The sequence below is a fragment of the Nonomuraea sp. NPDC049141 genome (assembly GCF_040648415.1).
Taxonomy (GTDB): Bacteria; Actinomycetota; Actinomycetes; order Streptosporangiales; family Streptosporangiaceae; genus Nonomuraea.
Genome location: NZ_JBEZDR010000027.1, coordinates 139,889 through 155,299 on the forward strand (window position 1 = coordinate 139,889; position 15,411 = coordinate 155,299).

General features: G+C 72.2%; 17 protein-coding genes. 7 read left to right on the plus strand and 10 right to left on the minus strand.

Annotated elements, in window-relative coordinates; all coding sequences use genetic code 11:
- Positions 1-115: 115 nt before the first annotated feature.
- Positions 116-841 (minus strand): WYL domain-containing protein, encoded by a 726-nt coding sequence (locus AB0B91_RS53135; RefSeq protein ID WP_358338725.1) that lies wholly within the window; start codon positions 839-841, stop codon positions 116-118.
- Positions 842-903: 62 nt separating this feature from the next.
- Between AB0B91_RS53135 and AB0B91_RS53140 the strand changes: the two genes are divergently transcribed.
- The gene (locus AB0B91_RS53140; RefSeq protein ID WP_358338728.1) at positions 904-1,800 is read left to right on the plus strand and encodes an NAD(P)H-binding protein; all 897 of its coding nucleotides are present in this window, start codon (positions 904-906) and stop codon (positions 1,798-1,800) included.
- Positions 1,801-2,036: 236 nt separating this feature from the next.
- Here the strand turns inward: AB0B91_RS53140 and AB0B91_RS53145 are convergent, their stop codons facing one another.
- A complete protein-coding gene (locus AB0B91_RS53145; protein ID WP_358338731.1) occupies positions 2,037-2,696 on the minus strand; it encodes a hypothetical protein in 660 nt (219 codons plus the stop codon).
- 90 nt (positions 2,697-2,786) lie between these two features.
- On the opposite strand from AB0B91_RS53145, the gene AB0B91_RS53150 reads away from it, so the two are divergent.
- Positions 2,787-3,431 carry a TetR/AcrR family transcriptional regulator gene (locus AB0B91_RS53150; protein ID WP_358338735.1) on the plus strand — a complete coding sequence of 215 codons (645 nt, stop codon included), beginning with the start codon at positions 2,787-2,789 and terminating at the stop codon, positions 3,429-3,431.
- Between the two features lie 153 nt (positions 3,432-3,584).
- Here AB0B91_RS53150 and AB0B91_RS53155 read toward each other — a convergent pair whose 3' ends face one another.
- Genes AB0B91_RS53155 through AB0B91_RS53165 form a run of 3 tightly spaced genes read right to left on the minus strand, consistent with a single transcriptional unit; the run spans position 3,585 to position 6,597 of the window.
- Entirely contained in the window at positions 3,585-4,418 is an 834-nt protein-coding gene (locus AB0B91_RS53155; RefSeq protein ID WP_358338738.1) for a TIGR03619 family F420-dependent LLM class oxidoreductase, read from the minus strand.
- Positions 4,415-5,497, minus strand: a complete 1,083-nt coding sequence (locus AB0B91_RS53160; RefSeq protein WP_358338740.1) for an acyl-CoA dehydrogenase family protein — start codon at positions 5,495-5,497, stop codon at positions 4,415-4,417. The genes AB0B91_RS53155 and AB0B91_RS53160 overlap by 4 nt, the downstream gene beginning before the upstream one ends.
- Positions 5,494-6,597: an acyl-CoA dehydrogenase family protein gene (locus AB0B91_RS53165; protein WP_358338743.1), complete on the minus strand. Its 1,104-nt coding sequence runs from the start codon at positions 6,595-6,597 to the stop codon at positions 5,494-5,496. Before AB0B91_RS53165 ends, AB0B91_RS53160 begins: the two co-directional genes overlap by 4 nt.
- 65 nt (positions 6,598-6,662) lie before the next feature.
- Here AB0B91_RS53165 and AB0B91_RS53170 point away from each other — a divergent pair, with 65 nt between their 5' ends.
- Positions 6,663-7,766 carry a helix-turn-helix domain-containing protein gene (locus AB0B91_RS53170; RefSeq protein WP_358338746.1) on the plus strand — a complete coding sequence of 368 codons (1,104 nt, stop codon included), beginning with the start codon at positions 6,663-6,665 and terminating at the stop codon, positions 7,764-7,766.
- A 42-nt stretch (positions 7,767-7,808) separates the two neighbouring features.
- Here AB0B91_RS53170 and AB0B91_RS53175 read toward each other — a convergent pair whose 3' ends face one another.
- Positions 7,809-8,768, minus strand: coding sequence for an alpha/beta hydrolase (locus tag AB0B91_RS53175; protein ID WP_358338749.1), 960 nt, complete (start codon positions 8,766-8,768; stop codon positions 7,809-7,811).
- A gap of 112 nt (positions 8,769-8,880) precedes the next feature.
- Positions 8,881-9,537: a type 1 glutamine amidotransferase domain-containing protein gene (locus tag AB0B91_RS53180; protein WP_358338752.1), complete on the minus strand. Its 657-nt coding sequence runs from the start codon at positions 9,535-9,537 to the stop codon at positions 8,881-8,883.
- A gap of 72 nt (positions 9,538-9,609) precedes the next feature.
- On the opposite strand from AB0B91_RS53180, the gene AB0B91_RS53185 reads away from it, so the two are divergent.
- From AB0B91_RS53185 to AB0B91_RS53195, 3 genes are all read left to right on the plus strand, one after another.
- Positions 9,610-10,476, plus strand: a complete 867-nt coding sequence (locus tag AB0B91_RS53185) for a LysR family transcriptional regulator (RefSeq protein WP_358338755.1) — start codon at positions 9,610-9,612, stop codon at positions 10,474-10,476.
- Between the two features lie 118 nt (positions 10,477-10,594).
- On the plus strand, positions 10,595-11,326 hold the full coding sequence (locus AB0B91_RS53190; protein WP_358338758.1) for a dienelactone hydrolase family protein: 732 nt from the start codon (positions 10,595-10,597) through the stop codon (positions 11,324-11,326).
- Between the two features lie 60 nt (positions 11,327-11,386).
- Positions 11,387-11,812, plus strand: coding sequence for a cytidine deaminase (locus tag AB0B91_RS53195; protein ID WP_358338761.1), 426 nt, complete (start codon positions 11,387-11,389; stop codon positions 11,810-11,812).
- Positions 11,813-12,046: 234 nt separating this feature from the next.
- Here the strand turns inward: AB0B91_RS53195 and AB0B91_RS53200 are convergent, their stop codons facing one another.
- Together AB0B91_RS53200 and AB0B91_RS53205 are read right to left on the minus strand one after the other, a co-directional pair.
- Positions 12,047-12,709 (minus strand): response regulator transcription factor, encoded by a 663-nt coding sequence (locus tag AB0B91_RS53200; protein ID WP_358338764.1) that lies wholly within the window; start codon positions 12,707-12,709, stop codon positions 12,047-12,049.
- Positions 12,706-13,833 (minus strand): sensor histidine kinase, encoded by a 1,128-nt coding sequence (locus AB0B91_RS53205; RefSeq protein ID WP_358338767.1) that lies wholly within the window; start codon positions 13,831-13,833, stop codon positions 12,706-12,708. Before AB0B91_RS53205 ends, AB0B91_RS53200 begins: the two co-directional genes overlap by 4 nt.
- A 217-nt stretch (positions 13,834-14,050) precedes the next feature.
- Here AB0B91_RS53205 and AB0B91_RS53210 point away from each other — a divergent pair, with 217 nt between their 5' ends.
- Positions 14,051-14,497: a DUF6223 family protein gene (locus AB0B91_RS53210; protein ID WP_358338770.1), complete on the plus strand. Its 447-nt coding sequence runs from the start codon at positions 14,051-14,053 to the stop codon at positions 14,495-14,497.
- 123 nt (positions 14,498-14,620) lie between these two features.
- Here AB0B91_RS53210 and AB0B91_RS53215 read toward each other — a convergent pair whose 3' ends face one another.
- Positions 14,621-15,403 carry an ABC transporter ATP-binding protein gene (locus tag AB0B91_RS53215; RefSeq protein ID WP_358338773.1) on the minus strand — a complete coding sequence of 261 codons (783 nt, stop codon included), beginning with the start codon at positions 15,401-15,403 and terminating at the stop codon, positions 14,621-14,623.
- Positions 15,404-15,411: the final 8 nt, after the last annotated feature.

Genomic DNA, 15,411 nt, shown 5'->3' on the forward strand with positions numbered 1-15,411 from the left:
AGCGTGACTGATCATCGCACAGCCACGACATTCATCGGCCCCGCTGGCACGCCCATCACCGTCCGTGTCGGCGGCCGGGCGCTCATTACCGCTGCCGCCGCCACCGCCTGAGCCCTCAGCCCTCGGGTCGACGGCCGAAGTCCGTGGCGAGCCAGGTCGCGAGGTCCGCGGCCGGCCGGCCACGGTCGACGGACCCCGGTTCCCCCGCCTCCGGCTCCCGCACGCGATCGAGGCGGAACACCCGCCAGTCGTCGGCGTCGAGGTCGTGGGCGAGAACGTACCAGCGTCCGCGGGCGTAGAGGCACCGCACCGCCTCCACTCGCCGTCGGCTGACGGCTCCGTGCCGGTCGCGGTAGCCGAACCGCAGCACGAGGTCCTGATCGGCCGCGCGGAGCAGCACCGCCAGGGTCGAAGGCGCCACGCTCTCGCGCTCGCCGCCGACGCTCTCGCTACCCGCGGCGGCGGTGTCCAGGACGGTGCGCAGCCGCCGCGGGAGCACCTGCGACAACTTGGCCAGCGCCCGGTGCGCGGCGTCTCCGGCGAGGATCCCCTCGACCATACGCACGGCCGCGACCAGTGCCACGACTTCGTCGTCCTGGAAGACCAGCGGCGGCATCCGGTGCCCCGGGCGCAGCGCGTAGTGGCCACCCGGCCCGGGCCGGCTCTCGACGGCGTAGCCGAGGCTCTGCAGGCGGGCCACGTCGCGACGCACGGTGCGGGTGCTGACCTCGAGACGCCCGGCGAGATCGGAAGCCGACCAGTCCGACCGGGCGGCCAGCAACTCCAGCAGCCGGAGGGTCCGTCCGGCGGGACCGCCGTCAACAGGTGCGAAGTCGGTCATAGCTCCAGTGTCGCCACAATCGTGGACAGGATCCGGCCACATCTACCCGTACGGTGGACGTCATGGAGATCGCCATCACAGCACCGTCCGGCAACGTCGGCCGCTTTCTGATCGGTCACCTGGTCCGAGCCGGTGTCCGTCCGCGGCTGCTGAGCCGCCACCCCGAGCAGCCCCGCGCGACCTGGGGCGACCTCGTCGACGCCCGCGAGGTCGACCTTCGGGACGCCGCGGCGGTCACCGAGGCGACCCGTGGCGTCGACGCGCTGTTCCTGGTCGTGCCGCCCGGCGAGGCCGACGACCCCGTCGCGGCGTACGCCGAGGTCGGCGAGATCGTCGCCGCCGCGATCGCCGAGAACCGCATCCCCCGCACCGTCCTGCAGAGCAGCGTCGGAGCGGAGCTCCGCGAGGGTGCCGGTGAGATCGACGGGCTGGCCCGCGTCGAGGAGACGCTGGACCGGGTCGTCGCCAAGCACGCCGACCTCGCCGTCACCCACCTGCGGTGCGGCTACTTCTTCAGCAACCTGCTGTTCGAGCTCGACGGCATCCGCTCGGGCACCGTGGCCGTGGTCCTGCCCACCGGCAAGCCGTTCTCCTGGGTCGCTCCGGCTGACATCGCCGCGGTGGCCGCGTCCCTGCTGCTGCGCGCCGACTGGTCGGGACGCCGGGTGCAGGCCGTGCACGGACCACAGGACCTGTCCTGGGACGACGCCCTGGCCGTGGTCGGCGACGTCCTGGGCCGCACGGTCACCGCCCACCGCGTTGCCGACGACGACATGCGCGCCACGCTGGCCGACGCCGGCATGTCCCCGGCGCAGGTCGAGGGCATCATGGGCATGTCGACCGGATTGCGCGAGGGATTCGTCCCCGAGCAGCTGCGGACCCCCGCGACAACGACCGACACGACACTCGGAGCATGGGCCTGGGCTGAGCTCCGTCCCACCCTCGACGCGACCAGGTGACACGTGCCCGACCGTGCGCATCATTCTGGGATTGGTGACAAAGATGGCAGCGAGGGCCTTCTCCAGGCGTAGCCGCGGGCGGCAGGCACCACGCGTCGCGCACGTCCTTGATGCCGGAAGCGGAGAGCATCGCGGCAGCCTGGACACAGGCACCCCGGGCGCTCGCCTCTGGCGCGTCCCGGGTGAGCATCGAGCGGCCGAGCGAAGCGTTCCGGCCTATCGCAGATAGTGGCTCACTATCTGCGATAGGCCGACTCCCGGCGAGTCGCGATCGCTCGCCACGCGACCCACGCCAGGAAGCCGGTGACGAACCCGTACGCCGCCACCAGCCCGTGCCCGTTGCTCTGCGCGAACCACATCACTAACCCCAGCAGCGGCACACCGACCGCGAGCAGCCGCTCCTTCAAGAGCCGGGTCCGCAGCAACAGGGCCGTCGCCAAGGTCGCCCCCAGGAAGTAGGTGGCCCCCGAGCTGCCGGCGAAATTACGCGGATCGGTGCTGGGGCCGCCCATCCCAAGGAGCGCGTCGACCCACTCCGGCAGGAAGATCCCGCCCGCGAACAGCGCCACCGTCAGCGGCCCGCCCCAGAACCACTGCGCCAAGGCCGCCACGATGGCGAGCGTCGCGATGTTCCACACGGCTCCGGCGACACCGCCGTTCTGCATGAAGACCGAGGTCACGACCCGCCACCACCCGGTCTTGGCGGGGTCATTGTCGAGCGCGTCCATCGCCCCGGACCACACCAGCTGGATCACCACCCCGCCCACGGCCAGCGCCGTCAGCCCCACCGCGACCCAGGGGACGGGCCGGCCACGCGCCGGTCCCAGTGCCAGCCCGCTGTTGATCATCATCACCATCAGCGCGGCCGTGGTGGCGAAGAACAGCAACTCACTCATGGCAGGCCCCTTTCAAACACCGTTCGAAACCGCCAGGGCGAGGCTAGCACAGGATTCTAACGGTGTTCAAAAATGCGCTACGGTAGGGCCATGAAGCTCACCCAGGAGCGGATCGTCGACGCGGGGATGGCCACGTTCGCCGAGGTCGGCTACCACGGCCTGTCCATGCGCCAGGTGGCCGTGCGCCTCGACTCCACGGCCGGCAGCCTCTACTACCACGTCAAGAGCAAGAACGACCTGCTGGCGATGATGGCCGACCGCGTATGCCTGCAGGCCTACGACGCCGCCACGGCCACCCTGGCGACCCTTCCGCCCGAGTCCACCTGGCGGGAGGAGGTCGAGGTCCAGGCCGCCACCCTCCGCCAGAGCCTCCACGAGCACCCCGGCGGCGCCATCCTCCTGGCCGACAGCCCCAAGATGCTCAGCACCGGGGGTCTGTCCCTCATGGAGCGCCTTCTGCGGACTCTCCTGGACGCCGGCGTCCCCCGCCCGCACCTCGTCACAGCCGCCGACACCCTCCTGAGCCACATCACCGGATTCGCCCTCCAGGAACAGAGCGAGTCCCAGGCCCCCGCCATCACCCCGGAGCGCTACGCCGACCTGCGCACCCGCTTTCCCCTGACCTTCGAGGAAGCCCCCAGGCACGGCCAGGACGAGAAATTCCACCGAAGCATCCACCTGATCTGCACGGCCATCGAGACCCTCATCGCCCAGGAGCCCGAGCCGCCGGCGTGATCAGCGCCGGCCGCAGCGGATTCGGGCGGAACCCCAGCGATCAATTCGACCACGTCACGACCTCGCGGCCCGTTTCCGGCGTACTGCCGGTCCTGGCTCCGGTGGCCAAGCCGACGCGGGACCGTGCTCTCGACGCCATGGCCCGTACCGAAGCTAGCGCGACGTGACCCCGTAGTCCGCGGCGAAGGCGGCCAGGCAGGAGACCGCGTCGCGGCTGCGTGTCCACGGTCGGACGATCAGCCGGTCCACTCCCAGCCCAGCCCAGTCCGCCACCTCGTCCGGCGACGCCAGCGAGTACGCGTGGGCCGTCACCGAGCAGCGCCTCTCCCCCCGCAGCGCCGCCAGCCGGCCCAGTTGCGGTCTGATCGACTCCAGCGTGTGCGGCATGCTGATCCAGCCGTCACACAGCGACGCGGCCCGGCGCAGCGCGGCGGGTGATTCGCCGCCGCAGAGGATCGGCAGGCGGTGCTGTACGGGCTTGGGCTCGAACGCCACCTCGGGAAATGAGTAGAACCGCCCGGAATGCGCAACCACCGGCGAGCTCCACAGCCGCCTGGCCACCTCGATGGCCTCGTCCAGCCGTGCGCCGCGCGAGGCGAAGGGGATGCCGGCCGCGTCCCATTCCCCCCGATACCAGCCCGCCCCCACCCCGCAGATGGCCCGGCCCGACGACACCACGTCGAGTGTGGCGAAGGCGCGGGCCGACACGAACGGGTGGCGCAGTGCGAAGAGGTGCACGGCCGTGCCGAGTCTGATCCTGGAGGTCAGCGCGGCCAGCCAGCACAGGTACGCGGGCGCGTCGAACAGCGGCGTGGACGGCTTGATGCCCGGCTCGGAGGTGCCCGGGTAGAGGGCCGTCGACAGGTCGGTGCTGAACACGAGGTGCTCGGGCAGCCACACGGACTCGAAGCCCAGCTCGTCGGCGGCCACCGCCACGTCCTTCCACGCGGCCGGGTGAATCAGGCCGAGCGGGACGCCGAACCTCACGGGTACCGCCTCAGATCGCCGCCGATCACCGATGTCCGCACCCGGGCCCGATGTACGGCGGAGCCGCCGTACGCGGCCGACAGCGACCAGGCCCGCGCCAGCCAGAACCGCAGATCCAGCTCCTCGGTGTAACCGATGGCGCCGTGCACCTGCAACGCCACCCGGGCCGCCAGCGCGGCCGTCTCACCGGCGGCGGCCTTGGCGGCACTGACGTCCCGGTCCACGGTCGGCACCGGCCGACCGGCCCCGCGCACCGACCGGCCCGCCGACGAGGCCCCCCTGCCCGCCCCCGGCACCGCCCGGTCTCCCCACGACGCCGCCCGATCCGCCACCGGCCGATCCGCCTCCGGCACCGGCCGATCCACCGACAGGGCCGCGCGGTAGACGAGTGGGGCGGCGAAGTCCAGCGCGATGGCCACGTCGGCCAGCTGGTGCTTGACCGCCTGGAAAGACCCGATGGCCGCCCCGAACTGGGTCCTGACCCCGGCATGCGCCACGGTGACCGACAGCAGGTGCCTGGCCACCCCGATGAGCTGCGCCGCCGTCGCCACGGTGGCCCGTCGCAGGGCCGGGACATACGAGCGGTCCAGCCGTACGGAGTCGTCGAAGGAGACGTCGAACAGCCTCCGGCACGGATCGGCACCGGGCCGGGACGCCAGCCGTACGGACTCCCTGGAGACCAGGTGCAGGCCGTCGGCGCGCGCGACCACGAGCAGGTCGGCCAGGTCGGCGTCGGGAGCGTACGCCTGGCCGGGCAGCAGCACGCTCACGCAGACCGACCCGGAGGCGAGTTTGGCGATGTCGTCCAGCAGGTACGGCGCCGCCACGGCGGTCTCCACGACCGGACCGGGCAGGCAGGCCCGCCCGGTCTCCTCCAGCGCGGCCACCGCGTCCACCAGACGGAGCCCGAGCCCGTCGGCGTCCGGCGGCAGGAGCAGCCCGAAGAACCCGATCCCGGCCAGTTGTTCCCAGGCCGGGCGGCGTTCGGAGCGCAGCGCGGCGGGCGGGCAGTGAGCGCGCAGCACATCCCGTACGGTCTCCGCGAGGGCCAGTTGCTCGTCGGTGAAGGCGAAGGTCATCGGGGCAGCCCCAGAACTCGCTCGGCGATGATGTTGCGCTGGATCTCGTTCGTGCCCGCGTAGATGGGCCCCGCCAGCGCGAACAGGAACCCGTCGAGCCACGGCGTCTCCCCCGCCCGTTCGCCGAGCAGCTCCATGGCCAGGGTGTGCATCCGCAGGTCCAGCTCGGACCAGAAGACCTTGCCCATGCTGGCCGCGGAGCCGATCTCGGCGCCCGACATGAGCCGGTGGGCGGTGGCGAAGGTGTGCAGGCGGTACGCCTCGGCGTCGGTCCAGCAGCGGGCCGCCCGGTCGGCGAGTTCGGGGCTCGCGTCGCGGGCCAGGTGGACGAGCCGGTCGGCGGTGGCCAGGAAGCGGCCGGGGCTGCGCAGGGCGAGGCCGCGTTCGGAGGAGGTGGTGGCCATCGCGATCCGCCAGCCCTCGCCGGGGGCGCCGAGCACCATCGAGTCGGGCACGAAGACGCCGTCGAAGAACAGCTCGGCGAACCCGGGCAGCCCGTCGAGCTGCGCGATCGGCCGGACCGTCACCTCGTCGAGCGGGAACATGAAGTACGTCAGCCCCCGGTGCCTGCCCTCGCCCGAGGTACGGAAGAGGCCGAACCCGTGCGAGGCGTAGGCGGCGCGGGAGCTCCACGTCTTCTGCCCGGAAAGCCGCCAGCCGCCGTCCACCCGGGTCGCCCGGGACTTCAGCGCGGCCAGGTCACTGCCCGCCTCCGGCTCCGACCAGGCCTGCGCCCATACCTCGTCGGCCCTGGCCATCCCGGGCAGCCAGCGCCGCCGCTGCTCCTCCGTGCCGTACGCCATCAGGGTCGGGGCCAGCAGGAAGACGCCGTTCTGGGTGACCCGGCCGGGGGCGCCCGCGGCCCAGTACTCCTCCTCGAAGATCAGCCACTCGATCAGCGAGGCGTTCCGTCCGCCGTACTCCTCGGGCCAGGAGACGGCGGACAGCCGCGCGGAGGCGAGCAGCGCCTCCCACGCGCGATGCGCCTCGAAGCCTTCGGGGGTGTCCATCGACGGCAGCCCATCGGGTACGTGACGGGCGAGCCAGTCCCGAACCTCGGCACGGAAGTCCTGCTCGGCCGCGGAGAAGTCGAGATCCACAAGACCAACCTAGCGTATGCTTGGTCGCCTCGCCAGGTGGCTGTTCTCGGACATACGCTGGAGCGGTGCGAGGACTGCTGCTCCGACTGTCGACGCTGGACACCGACGCGGAGAGCGCGGTGCGCGTCATCGCCTACTTCGACTCGCTGGTACGCGACCATGTGAGCGTCCCGGTGCTGCTCTCGGCGACCGCGCGGCTGACCCAGTGCCCGGTGGGCCTGCTCGACGCGGCCACCGGCCGGCGCACCCGCACGTTCCCCGACGGCTCCGTCGACCACCCGGACACCGACCACCATCCGGAGGGCGACGCTGCGCTCAAGGTGGTCAGGGAGTTGGCGTCTGGGCTCGGCGCGGTCTGGATGGAGCGTGACGGAACCCCGCACGGGCTGGACGAGATCGTCCTCGAACGGTTCGCGGCCGCGGCCGAGGTCACGCTGGAACGCGCCGTAGCACTGGCCCGCGAAGGCCGGGACCCGGCGCTGGTGGAGCTGGCGCTGTCGGCGGAGACCGGCGAGGCGGAGCGGGCGCGGGCGCTGCGGCTGCTGGGGTTCGACCCCGCGACGCCGCTACAGGCGCTGGCCATCGCGATCCCCGCGGACGAGGGCTTCGCCCTGGTGCCCGGGGTACGGACGATGGGGCACCACGTCCGCGCGGCCCGGATCGGCGACACGGAGGCGGTGCTGGTGGCCACCGCGCTGCCCCGGTTGCCCGGCTCCGTGCGGGTCGGTATCGGCCCCGAGCTGCCCATTTCATCGCGGATCGGCATCGGCCCCGAGCTGCCCGGTTCGCGGGTGGCCGAGTCGTGGGCGGGCGCGCGTACCGCGCTGCGCTTCACCGGACCGCACGACCGCGTGGTGCGCTGGACCGAGCTGGGCGCGCTGGCCCTCTACGCCGACGTGCCCGACGCGGCGATCGCCGAGCTGGCCGACGTACGGTCGATGGAGCGGCTCGGCGGCGAGGGCCGGTCGGCCGTGCGAGCGCTCTGCGCCGAGGGTTCGGTGCGTCGGGCCGCCACCGTCCTGCACCTGCACCACAGCTCGATGGCCGCGCGGATCGCGCGGGCGGAGTCGGTCCTGGGCTTCTCACTCGCCGACTCCGCCGGACGGCTCCGCGCCCACCTGGCCCTGGCCCTGGTACGCCTGCGCGCCAATGGCGGATCACCCGCCTGACCACGCGCGACGCTCTCAGCGGCGGAGCACCGGGCCCGCGCGTCAGACGCGGAACGCTCGCTTGAGTCCCGCCAGCCGGTTCGCCCTGGCCCTGCGGCTCAGCTCGGTGTCGGGAACCAGCCCGTCGAACCCGTGGAAGGCCCCGGGATAAAGGTGGAACTCGGTCGACACCCCGGCCTGCACGAGCCGCCGCGCGTACTCGATGCATTCATCCCTGAACACTTCCAGCTCCCCCACGTCGATGAACGACGGAGGCAGCCCCGCCAGGTCGGTGGCCCGGGCCGGCGCGGCGTAGGGCGAGACGTCGTCGGCGCCGATCCGGTCGCCGAGCAGGGCGGTCCAGCCGAACAGGTTCGCGGCCCGGTCCCAGATCACGGCCTCGGCGAACTCGTGGCTGGACGGGGTGATGTTGCGGTCGTCGAGCATCGGGCAGACGAGCAGCTGGAAGGAGACCTCGGGCCCGCCCCGGTCGCGGGCGAGCAGCACGGTCGCCGCGGCCAGCCCGCCGCCCGCGCTCGCGCCGCCCACGGCCAGCCTGGCGGGGTCGAGGCCGAGCTCGCCGGCGTTCTTGGCGGTCCACAGCAGTCCGGCGTAGCAGTCCTCGACCGGCGCGGGATGCGGGTGTTCGGGGGCGAGCCGGTAGTCCACGGAGACGATCACGACGCCGAGCTGCTCGGCGTACTCGATCATCATGGCGTCGTCGATCTCCGGGATACCGATGATCATGCCGCCGCCGTGGATCCAGTACAGCCCCGGCCGGTCCGTCTCGGCCCCGGCCGGACGGTAGATCCGTAGCCGGACGTCAGGTGCGCCCTCGGGCCCCGGTACGTGGCGATTCTCGATCGTGACGTCGGTCTCCGGCGTGGGCGCGGCCGCCAACATGGCGTTGATCTGGGCCCGATGTCCGGGGAGGCTCTCCCGAGACAGCTGGGCGTCCGGCATCGTCATCATCTGGCCGAGCCCGGCACGGAGTTCGGGATCCAGATTGGGGTGTGTTGCCATGTCGCTTCCCCTTCCACGGGATGCTTGACCCTACCCCTCGATGATCAGATCCCGGCCGCCGCCGGACAACCGCCATCCGGCGGCGTTTGACCCCCGTTCACCCGCCAACCCGTCAGCTCAACAGCTCGACGACGCGTTGCGCGAGCGGGGCGGCGCTGGCCGGGTTCTGGCCGGTGGCGAGGCGGCCGTCCACGACGACGTGCGGCTCGAAGTCAGCCTCGCCCTCGTGCCGAGCGCCGCGCGCCCGCAGCGCGTCGGCCAGCAGGAACGGCACCACGTCCGCCACGCCCGCCGCGTTCTCCTCGCTGTTGGTGAACCCCGCCACCCGCTTGCCCGACACGAGGTGCGAGCCGTCGGAGAGCGTGAGGTTCACCAGCGCCGCCGGGCCGTGGCAGACGGCCGCGACGACGCCGCCGCGCTCGTACACCTCCCGCCCGAGCCGGGCCACGTCCGGGTCGTCGGGGAAGTCCCACATGGTGCCGTGCCCTCCGGCGTAGAACACCGCGTCGTACGCCGTGGCGTCGAGGTCGGCCAGCCGCGGGACGGCCCGCCCTTCGAGGTCGGTCAGGAAGGCGGTCTGGACGGGGTCGGCCGGGTCGTACCCGTCCTCGGGCGTCCGGCCGCCGCCCACACTCGCCACCTCGACCTCGAACCCGGCCCGCCGGAAGATGTCCCAGGGATGGGCCGCCTCGGGCACGTAGTAGCCGGTCTTCCTGACTCCGCCGAGGTCGTCATGGCTGGTCAGTGCGATCAGAATGCGCTTGGTCATGTCCTGAGCATGCCCCCGCCGACCCATCAGCCACAAATAGCGAATCCAGCAGTCAGTCATCAGAATACTGATATGTCGCTCTCGCTGGACCTGCTCAGGACGTTCCTCGAGGTCTACCGGGCGGGCTCCATCACGGCCGCCGCGCAGACGCTCGGCCTGTCGCAGCCCGCGGTGACCGCGCAGGTCAAGACGCTGGAGGCGGCGCTGGACCGGCCGCTGTTCGACCGGCTGCCGCGCGGCGTCGCCCCCACGGCCGCCGCGGACGAACTGGCCCGCCGGGTGGCCGGCTCGCTCGACGCCCTGGACGCGGTGGTGGACGCGGAGCTGCCGTCGGAGCAGGCGGTCCATCTGGGCGGCCCGGCCGAGTTCGTCTGCGAGCAGGTGATCCCGCTGCTCGCGCCGCTGGTGCGCGACGGGCTGCGGCTGCGCACGACGTTCGGGCTGTCCGACGGCCTGCTCGCCGACCTGGCGGCCGGGCGGCTCGACCTGGTGGTTTCCACGATCCGGCCGCGCGTACGGGGCGTCCAGGCGGAGCCCGCGTACGACGAGGAGTTCCTGCTGGTGGCCAGTCCCGAGCTGGCCGCGCGGGCGGATCTCGCGGAGATGCCGCTGATCTCCTATGCCGAGGAACTGCCCATCGTGCGCCGCTACTGGCGGACGGTCTTCGGGCGGCGGCCGGCGATGGCCGCGCAGGTGGTGATCCCCGACCTGCGCGGCGTGCTGAGCGCGGTGCGGGCCGGGATGGGCGTCTCCGTCCTGCCCGCGTACCTGTGCGGGACCGATCTGGCGGCGGGCCGGCTGGTCACGCTCGCGGAGCCGGAGCTGGCGCCGATCAACACCGGCTACCTCGCGGTCCGCTCGGGCGGGCTGGCCAGGGCCCCCGTCGCCAGGGTGCACGCGCACCTGCTGACGGCGCTCAGGGCCGCGCCGCCGTACTAGCTTGCCGACTAGCTCGCCGTCCATGAGCCGAGCAGCCACGGCGGCTCCAGCGCGGCTTCTGAGAAACGCGCAGCCCGTGGTCCGGTTCCGCGGCACGTCCCGTCAATATGCTCTGATCATGTGCCACTCCACTGACAGCAGGCCGCCCGCCCCGCCGATCAAGGGCCGTGCCGCCTCCCAGGAGCCGCTCAACCTGACCGCCGCCGACGGCAACACCTTCCTCGCCTACCGTGCCGAGCCCGCGGTGCCGAACGGGCGCGGCGTGGTCATCCTGCCGGACGTGCGCGGGCTGCACCCGTTCTACCGCGAGCTGGCGGTCCGGTTCGCCGAGGCGGGGTTCCGGGCCGTCGCCATCGACTACTTCGGCCGTACGGCGGGCACGGACGACAGGGACGACGACTTCGACTACATGCCGCACGTGTCGCAGTTGACCGCCGACCAGGTACGCACCGACGTCGGCGAGGCCGTCACCAACCTGGCCCAGACGGGCCCGGTGTTCACGGTGGGTTTCTGCCTCGGCGGCGCCCACTCCTGGCGGCTGGCGGCCGAGGGCAACGGCCTGGCGGGCGGAATCGGCTTCTACGGCGCCCTCCGCGCGGCCGGCGAGCCGCCGGCCGTCCCCGGCGCCCCGCTCCTGTTGCTGCGCGCCGGTGCCGACACGGCCTCGACACCGGAGCAGTTCGCCGCGTACACGGCCGCGCTCGACAGGGCGGGCACCGAGCACGAGACGCACATCTATGAGGGCGCCCCGCACTCCTTCTTCGACCGGACGTCCACCGAGTGGGCGGCGGCGTGCGAGGACGCCTGGCGACGCATCATGTCCTTCACCGAACGGCACTCATCGCCATAGATCATTGGGATATGGAGGCAACGGTGCACTGGCGTGGGACACCACACGAAGGCAGAGAAGATGACCACACAGATCAACCACGTCGACCATGAACTGATCCAGGCCGCGACGCATGTCGCGGCCACACGCTGCCGGGGCGACAACCACACCGTGGCGGCCGCGGCCCGCAACCAGGACGGCCGGATCATCACGGCGGTGAACGCCTACCACTTCACCGGCGGCCCCTGCGCGGAGCTGGTCCTCATCGGCACGGCCGCCGCGCAGGGCGCCTACGACCTGGGCACCATCGTCGCCGTGGGCGACCGCGACCGAGGCGTCGTGCCCCCATGCGGCCGCTGCCGCCAGGTCCTTCTCGACTACTTCCCAGCCATCAAGGTCATCGTCGGCACAGGTGACAGACTCCGCACCGTCTCCATCACCGACCTGCTTCCCGAAAGCTACGTCTGGGCGGACCACCAGCTCGATGCCGAGGAAGGCACGAGCTGACGCCGCAGGCATACGCCACCACGAACGTTCGGCCGTCCGCGTTCGCATGGCTTACCGCGCCGCCGGAGGGTGCTACGCCAATGGCGGCCGGCATGCACACGCCCCGGCGACCGCCGCTCCGGTCTCGTGGCGGCGGTCGCCTGAACGACATCAGGGGTAGTACGCCGCCAGCTTGGCCTTGATCTTGGCGACGGTGCCGTCGAAGGGCATGACCTGCGGATCGCCGCGACCAGGTCAGGAGTCGTGCGGCGCTACCAGGCCGGATTCGTAGGCGAGGACGACGAGCTGAGCGCGATCGCGAGCGCGGAGCTTGGCCATGGCCCGGTTGATGTGGGTTTTCGCGGTCAGTGGGCTGATCACCATATGGTCGGCGATCTCGTCGTTGGACAGGCCCCGCGCGACCAGGACAACGGCTTCGCGTTCACGAGTGGTGAGTTCTTTCAGTCCCGGCCCGGTGCCGGTGCGGGGCCGTTGGGTGACGTAGGTGTTGATGAGCTTGCGGGTGATGGACGGGGCGAGCAGCGCGTCGCCACGTGCCGCGACGCGTACGGCATGGAGGAAGTCTTCGGGCACGATGTCCTTGACGAGGAATCCGGCGGCGCCGGCGCGCAGCGCGTTGAAGACGTATTCGTCGAAGCCGTAGTTGGTCAGGATGACGACGTGCACCCCGGCCAGGGCCGGGTCCGCGGCGATGCGCCGGGTCGCCTCGATGCCGTCGAGGACCGGCATCTGGATGTCGATGAGAGCGACGTCGGGCCGATGTTGCTTGACCAGCGTCAGGCCCTCCATCCCGTCGCCGGCCTCGGCGACCACCTCGATGTCGTCCTCGAGGTCGAGGAGCGCGCGAAATCCGCTGCGCAGGAGCGGCTGATCATCGACCAGCAGGACCCGGATCATGACGTCCGGTCCACGGGGAGTTCGGCCTCGACGGTGAAGCCTCCCTCGCGGCGCGGCTGCGCGCGTAGGCGCCCGCCGAGGGCGGTGACTCGTTCGCGCATTCCGAGCAGCCCGACACCGGGCACCGGCGCGGCGTCCGGTGTGGCCTTGCCGTCGTCATCGATGCGTATCGCGAGGGCGTCCGGTCGGCAGTCGATCCGGACCGACGCGGTCGCGGCGGCGGCATGCCGGGTGATGTTGGTGAGAGACTCCTGGACGATCCGGTAGACGGTCCGGCTCACCGCGGCCGGCACGTCATGCTGTTGCCCTTCGATGGTCAGCGTCGCGTTCAGGCCGTTCGTCCGAGCGCGTTCCACCAGCTCCGCGACATGGTCGAGCCCGCGCGGCGGGCTCGTGTCGTCATCGCGCAGCGCCTCCAAGGTCGCCCGCAGTTCCCGGGTCGCCTCCCGTCCGGCCTCCTGGATCGCCAGCAGTGCCTCCGGCACCTGTTCGCCGCGCCTGCGGGCCACGTGGACGGCGACTTCGGCCTGCACTTTGATGATCGAGATCTGGTGGGTGAGCGAATCGTGCAGTTCCCGCGCGATGCGCAGCCGCTCCTCATCCGCGCGCCGCCGCGCGGTCTCCTCCCGGCTGCGCTCGGCTTCGTCCGCCCGCCGCTCGGCCTGCCGCAGCGCCTCACCCGCGGCACCGGCCGCGATCAGCCAGGCCAGTTCAAGGGCACCTCGGGCCTGTGCGAACGCCTCCCCCGTGTCGTGCAGGCCCGAGGCCAGGGCCGCGAGCGGGAGAGCGGCCAGCATGGCCACGCTCGCCGCCACCGTGATGGCGCGGTGTCCCGCCCGTACGGCGGCGTACACCGCGAACAGGTACGCGACCGCAGGCACGTCGAAACCGGCCGCCTGGTACCCCACCACGCACAACCCGGTGACGACCAGGACCACGACCGGAGCCCGGCGGCGCGCGGCCAGCGCCAGGCCGCCGACCGCCAGCAGCGCATAGCCGAGCAGGGCGGGGCTCGTGCCGGAATGCTGCCCGGACAACCCGGTGACCAGCAACGCCGCAGCCACACAACAGGCGACCGCCCAGTCGATGACAGCAGCCCGAACACCGGATCGTCCTGAACCCATGCGCGCACCCTAGCCGGACGCCCGCGCGAGCGACTCCTGCGAGGGGACGATCGGCCGACTACCGCACCCGCGGTATCTCCGCCGCTCCTGCCGCCGATACGGCAGCAGGCTGCCGTATCGGCGGCATCACACATTGCCCTCGTACGCGGGACGACCCGCGGTGGGTCCAGCGGACATGCTCAGACGACATCCAGTCGTAGGAAGGAAGGAGCACCACATGTCCGTGCGTCACCTGCTTACCGCCGCGGTAAGCGTCCCGCTCGCGATCGCCGGGCTTGCCACACCGGCGGCCGCGCACGTCTTGACCCAGCCGGATCCTGTCAGTGCCTACAGCCTGACCACCGGGCGTCTGTGGTCCCTGGTGGCCGCGCTGCTCGGGCTGGCCGGCGTGGTCATCGGCGGGCTGGCTCTGGCCCGCGCCGCCGGTCGTCTCGGCACCGGCTCTGGGAGAAGGGGAGCCGTCGTGGCCCTGGTGGCGGGGCTGGCCGGTATGGTCATCGGCGGACTGGTCGTGGCCGCCGCCGAGGGTGGTCCCGGCACCGGCTACGGGATAGTCGGAGGCTTCGTGGCCCTGGTGGTGGGGCTGATCGCCATGGTTCTGGGTGGGCTGGCTCTGGCCCGCTCCCGCCGCGCCACCGCATCACCGCGCCCCCGGACCGGCTGATCACCGCACAGACGAACTGCGTAGACGCTGCCATCCGCTGTCGGAGGCAGCGACTGCCTCGGCAGCGCGATGATCGATTCCGTGAAACCCCTCCCAGGCGTTCGCGCTCGTCACCGGCACGGGTCAAGGTGGCCCCAGGTAAGCGGCTCGCACCACCGGATCGTCGCGGATCTCCGCCGGGGTGCCGGTGGCGATGACCCGGCCGAGGTCCAGGACGACGAGCCGGTCGCAGGTGTCCATGACGAAGCCCATGTCGTGCTCGACCAGCAGCACCGTGGTGTCCAGCGCGTGGACGACCGCGCGCAGCCGTACCGTCTGGTCCGCGTCCAGGCCCGAGGTGGGCTCGTCGAGCAGCAGCAGGCGCGGCCGGTCGGCGATGGCGCGGGCCAGCTCGACCAGCCTGCGCTGGCCGACGGGCAGCGCGGCGGCGTAGGCGTCGCGCAGGTCGGCCAGCCCGCACAGCTCCAGCACCTCGGCCACGCGCGCCCGCCGCTCGCGCTCCAGCCGCCGCCGCGCGGGCAGGCCGGCCAGGTCGGCCATAAGGCCGCCCCCGCCGCCGTGCCAGTCGAGCGCCGCCAGTACGTTGTCGGCCACGGTGAGCCGCCCGAAGACCTGCGTGCGCTGGAACGTACGGCGAAGGCCCGCGCGGGCCCGCCTGACCGGCGACACCCCGGTCACGTCCTCGCCCGCCACGCGCACCCGGCCACCGCTCGGCCTGCGCAGCCCGGACACCACGTCGAACAGCGTCGTCTTGCCCGCCCCGTTCGGCCCGATCACCCCGCAGACCTGACCCTCGGGCACCTCGAACGACACCGCGTCCAGCGCCGTGACCCCGCCGAACGCCACCGACACCCCCTGCACGGCCAGCACCACGTCCGTACGATCGACGGCCTGTACGTCGGCCATCACGTCAT

Excerpts from the sequence above, each read along its gene's own strand:
- AB0B91_RS53135 (WP_358338725.1), bottom strand. The coding sequence starts at position 841 with ATGACCGACTTCGCACCTGTTGACGGCGGTCCCGCCGGACGGACCCTC.
- AB0B91_RS53140 (WP_358338728.1), top strand. The coding sequence starts at position 904 with ATGGAGATCGCCATCACAGCACCGTCCGGCAACGTCGGCCGCTTTCTG.
- AB0B91_RS53145 (WP_358338731.1), bottom strand. The coding sequence starts at position 2,696 with ATGAGTGAGTTGCTGTTCTTCGCCACCACGGCCGCGCTGATGGTGATG.
- AB0B91_RS53150 (WP_358338735.1), top strand. The coding sequence starts at position 2,787 with ATGAAGCTCACCCAGGAGCGGATCGTCGACGCGGGGATGGCCACGTTC.
- AB0B91_RS53160 (WP_358338740.1), bottom strand. The coding sequence starts at position 5,497 with ATGACCTTCGCCTTCACCGACGAGCAACTGGCCCTCGCGGAGACCGTA.
- AB0B91_RS53175 (WP_358338749.1), bottom strand. The coding sequence starts at position 8,768 with ATGGCAACACACCCCAATCTGGATCCCGAACTCCGTGCCGGGCTCGGC.
- AB0B91_RS53180 (WP_358338752.1), bottom strand. The coding sequence starts at position 9,537 with ATGACCAAGCGCATTCTGATCGCACTGACCAGCCATGACGACCTCGGC.
- AB0B91_RS53185 (WP_358338755.1), top strand. The coding sequence starts at position 9,610 with ATGTCGCTCTCGCTGGACCTGCTCAGGACGTTCCTCGAGGTCTACCGG.
- AB0B91_RS53190 (WP_358338758.1), top strand. The coding sequence starts at position 10,595 with ATGTGCCACTCCACTGACAGCAGGCCGCCCGCCCCGCCGATCAAGGGC.
- AB0B91_RS53195 (WP_358338761.1), top strand. The coding sequence starts at position 11,387 with ATGACCACACAGATCAACCACGTCGACCATGAACTGATCCAGGCCGCG.
- AB0B91_RS53200 (WP_358338764.1), bottom strand. The coding sequence starts at position 12,709 with ATGATCCGGGTCCTGCTGGTCGATGATCAGCCGCTCCTGCGCAGCGGA.
- AB0B91_RS53205 (WP_358338767.1), bottom strand. The coding sequence starts at position 13,833 with ATGGGTTCAGGACGATCCGGTGTTCGGGCTGCTGTCATCGACTGGGCG.
- AB0B91_RS53210 (WP_358338770.1), top strand. The coding sequence starts at position 14,051 with ATGTCCGTGCGTCACCTGCTTACCGCCGCGGTAAGCGTCCCGCTCGCG.
- AB0B91_RS53215 (WP_358338773.1), bottom strand. The coding sequence starts at position 15,403 with ATGGCCGACGTACAGGCCGTCGATCGTACGGACGTGGTGCTGGCCGTG.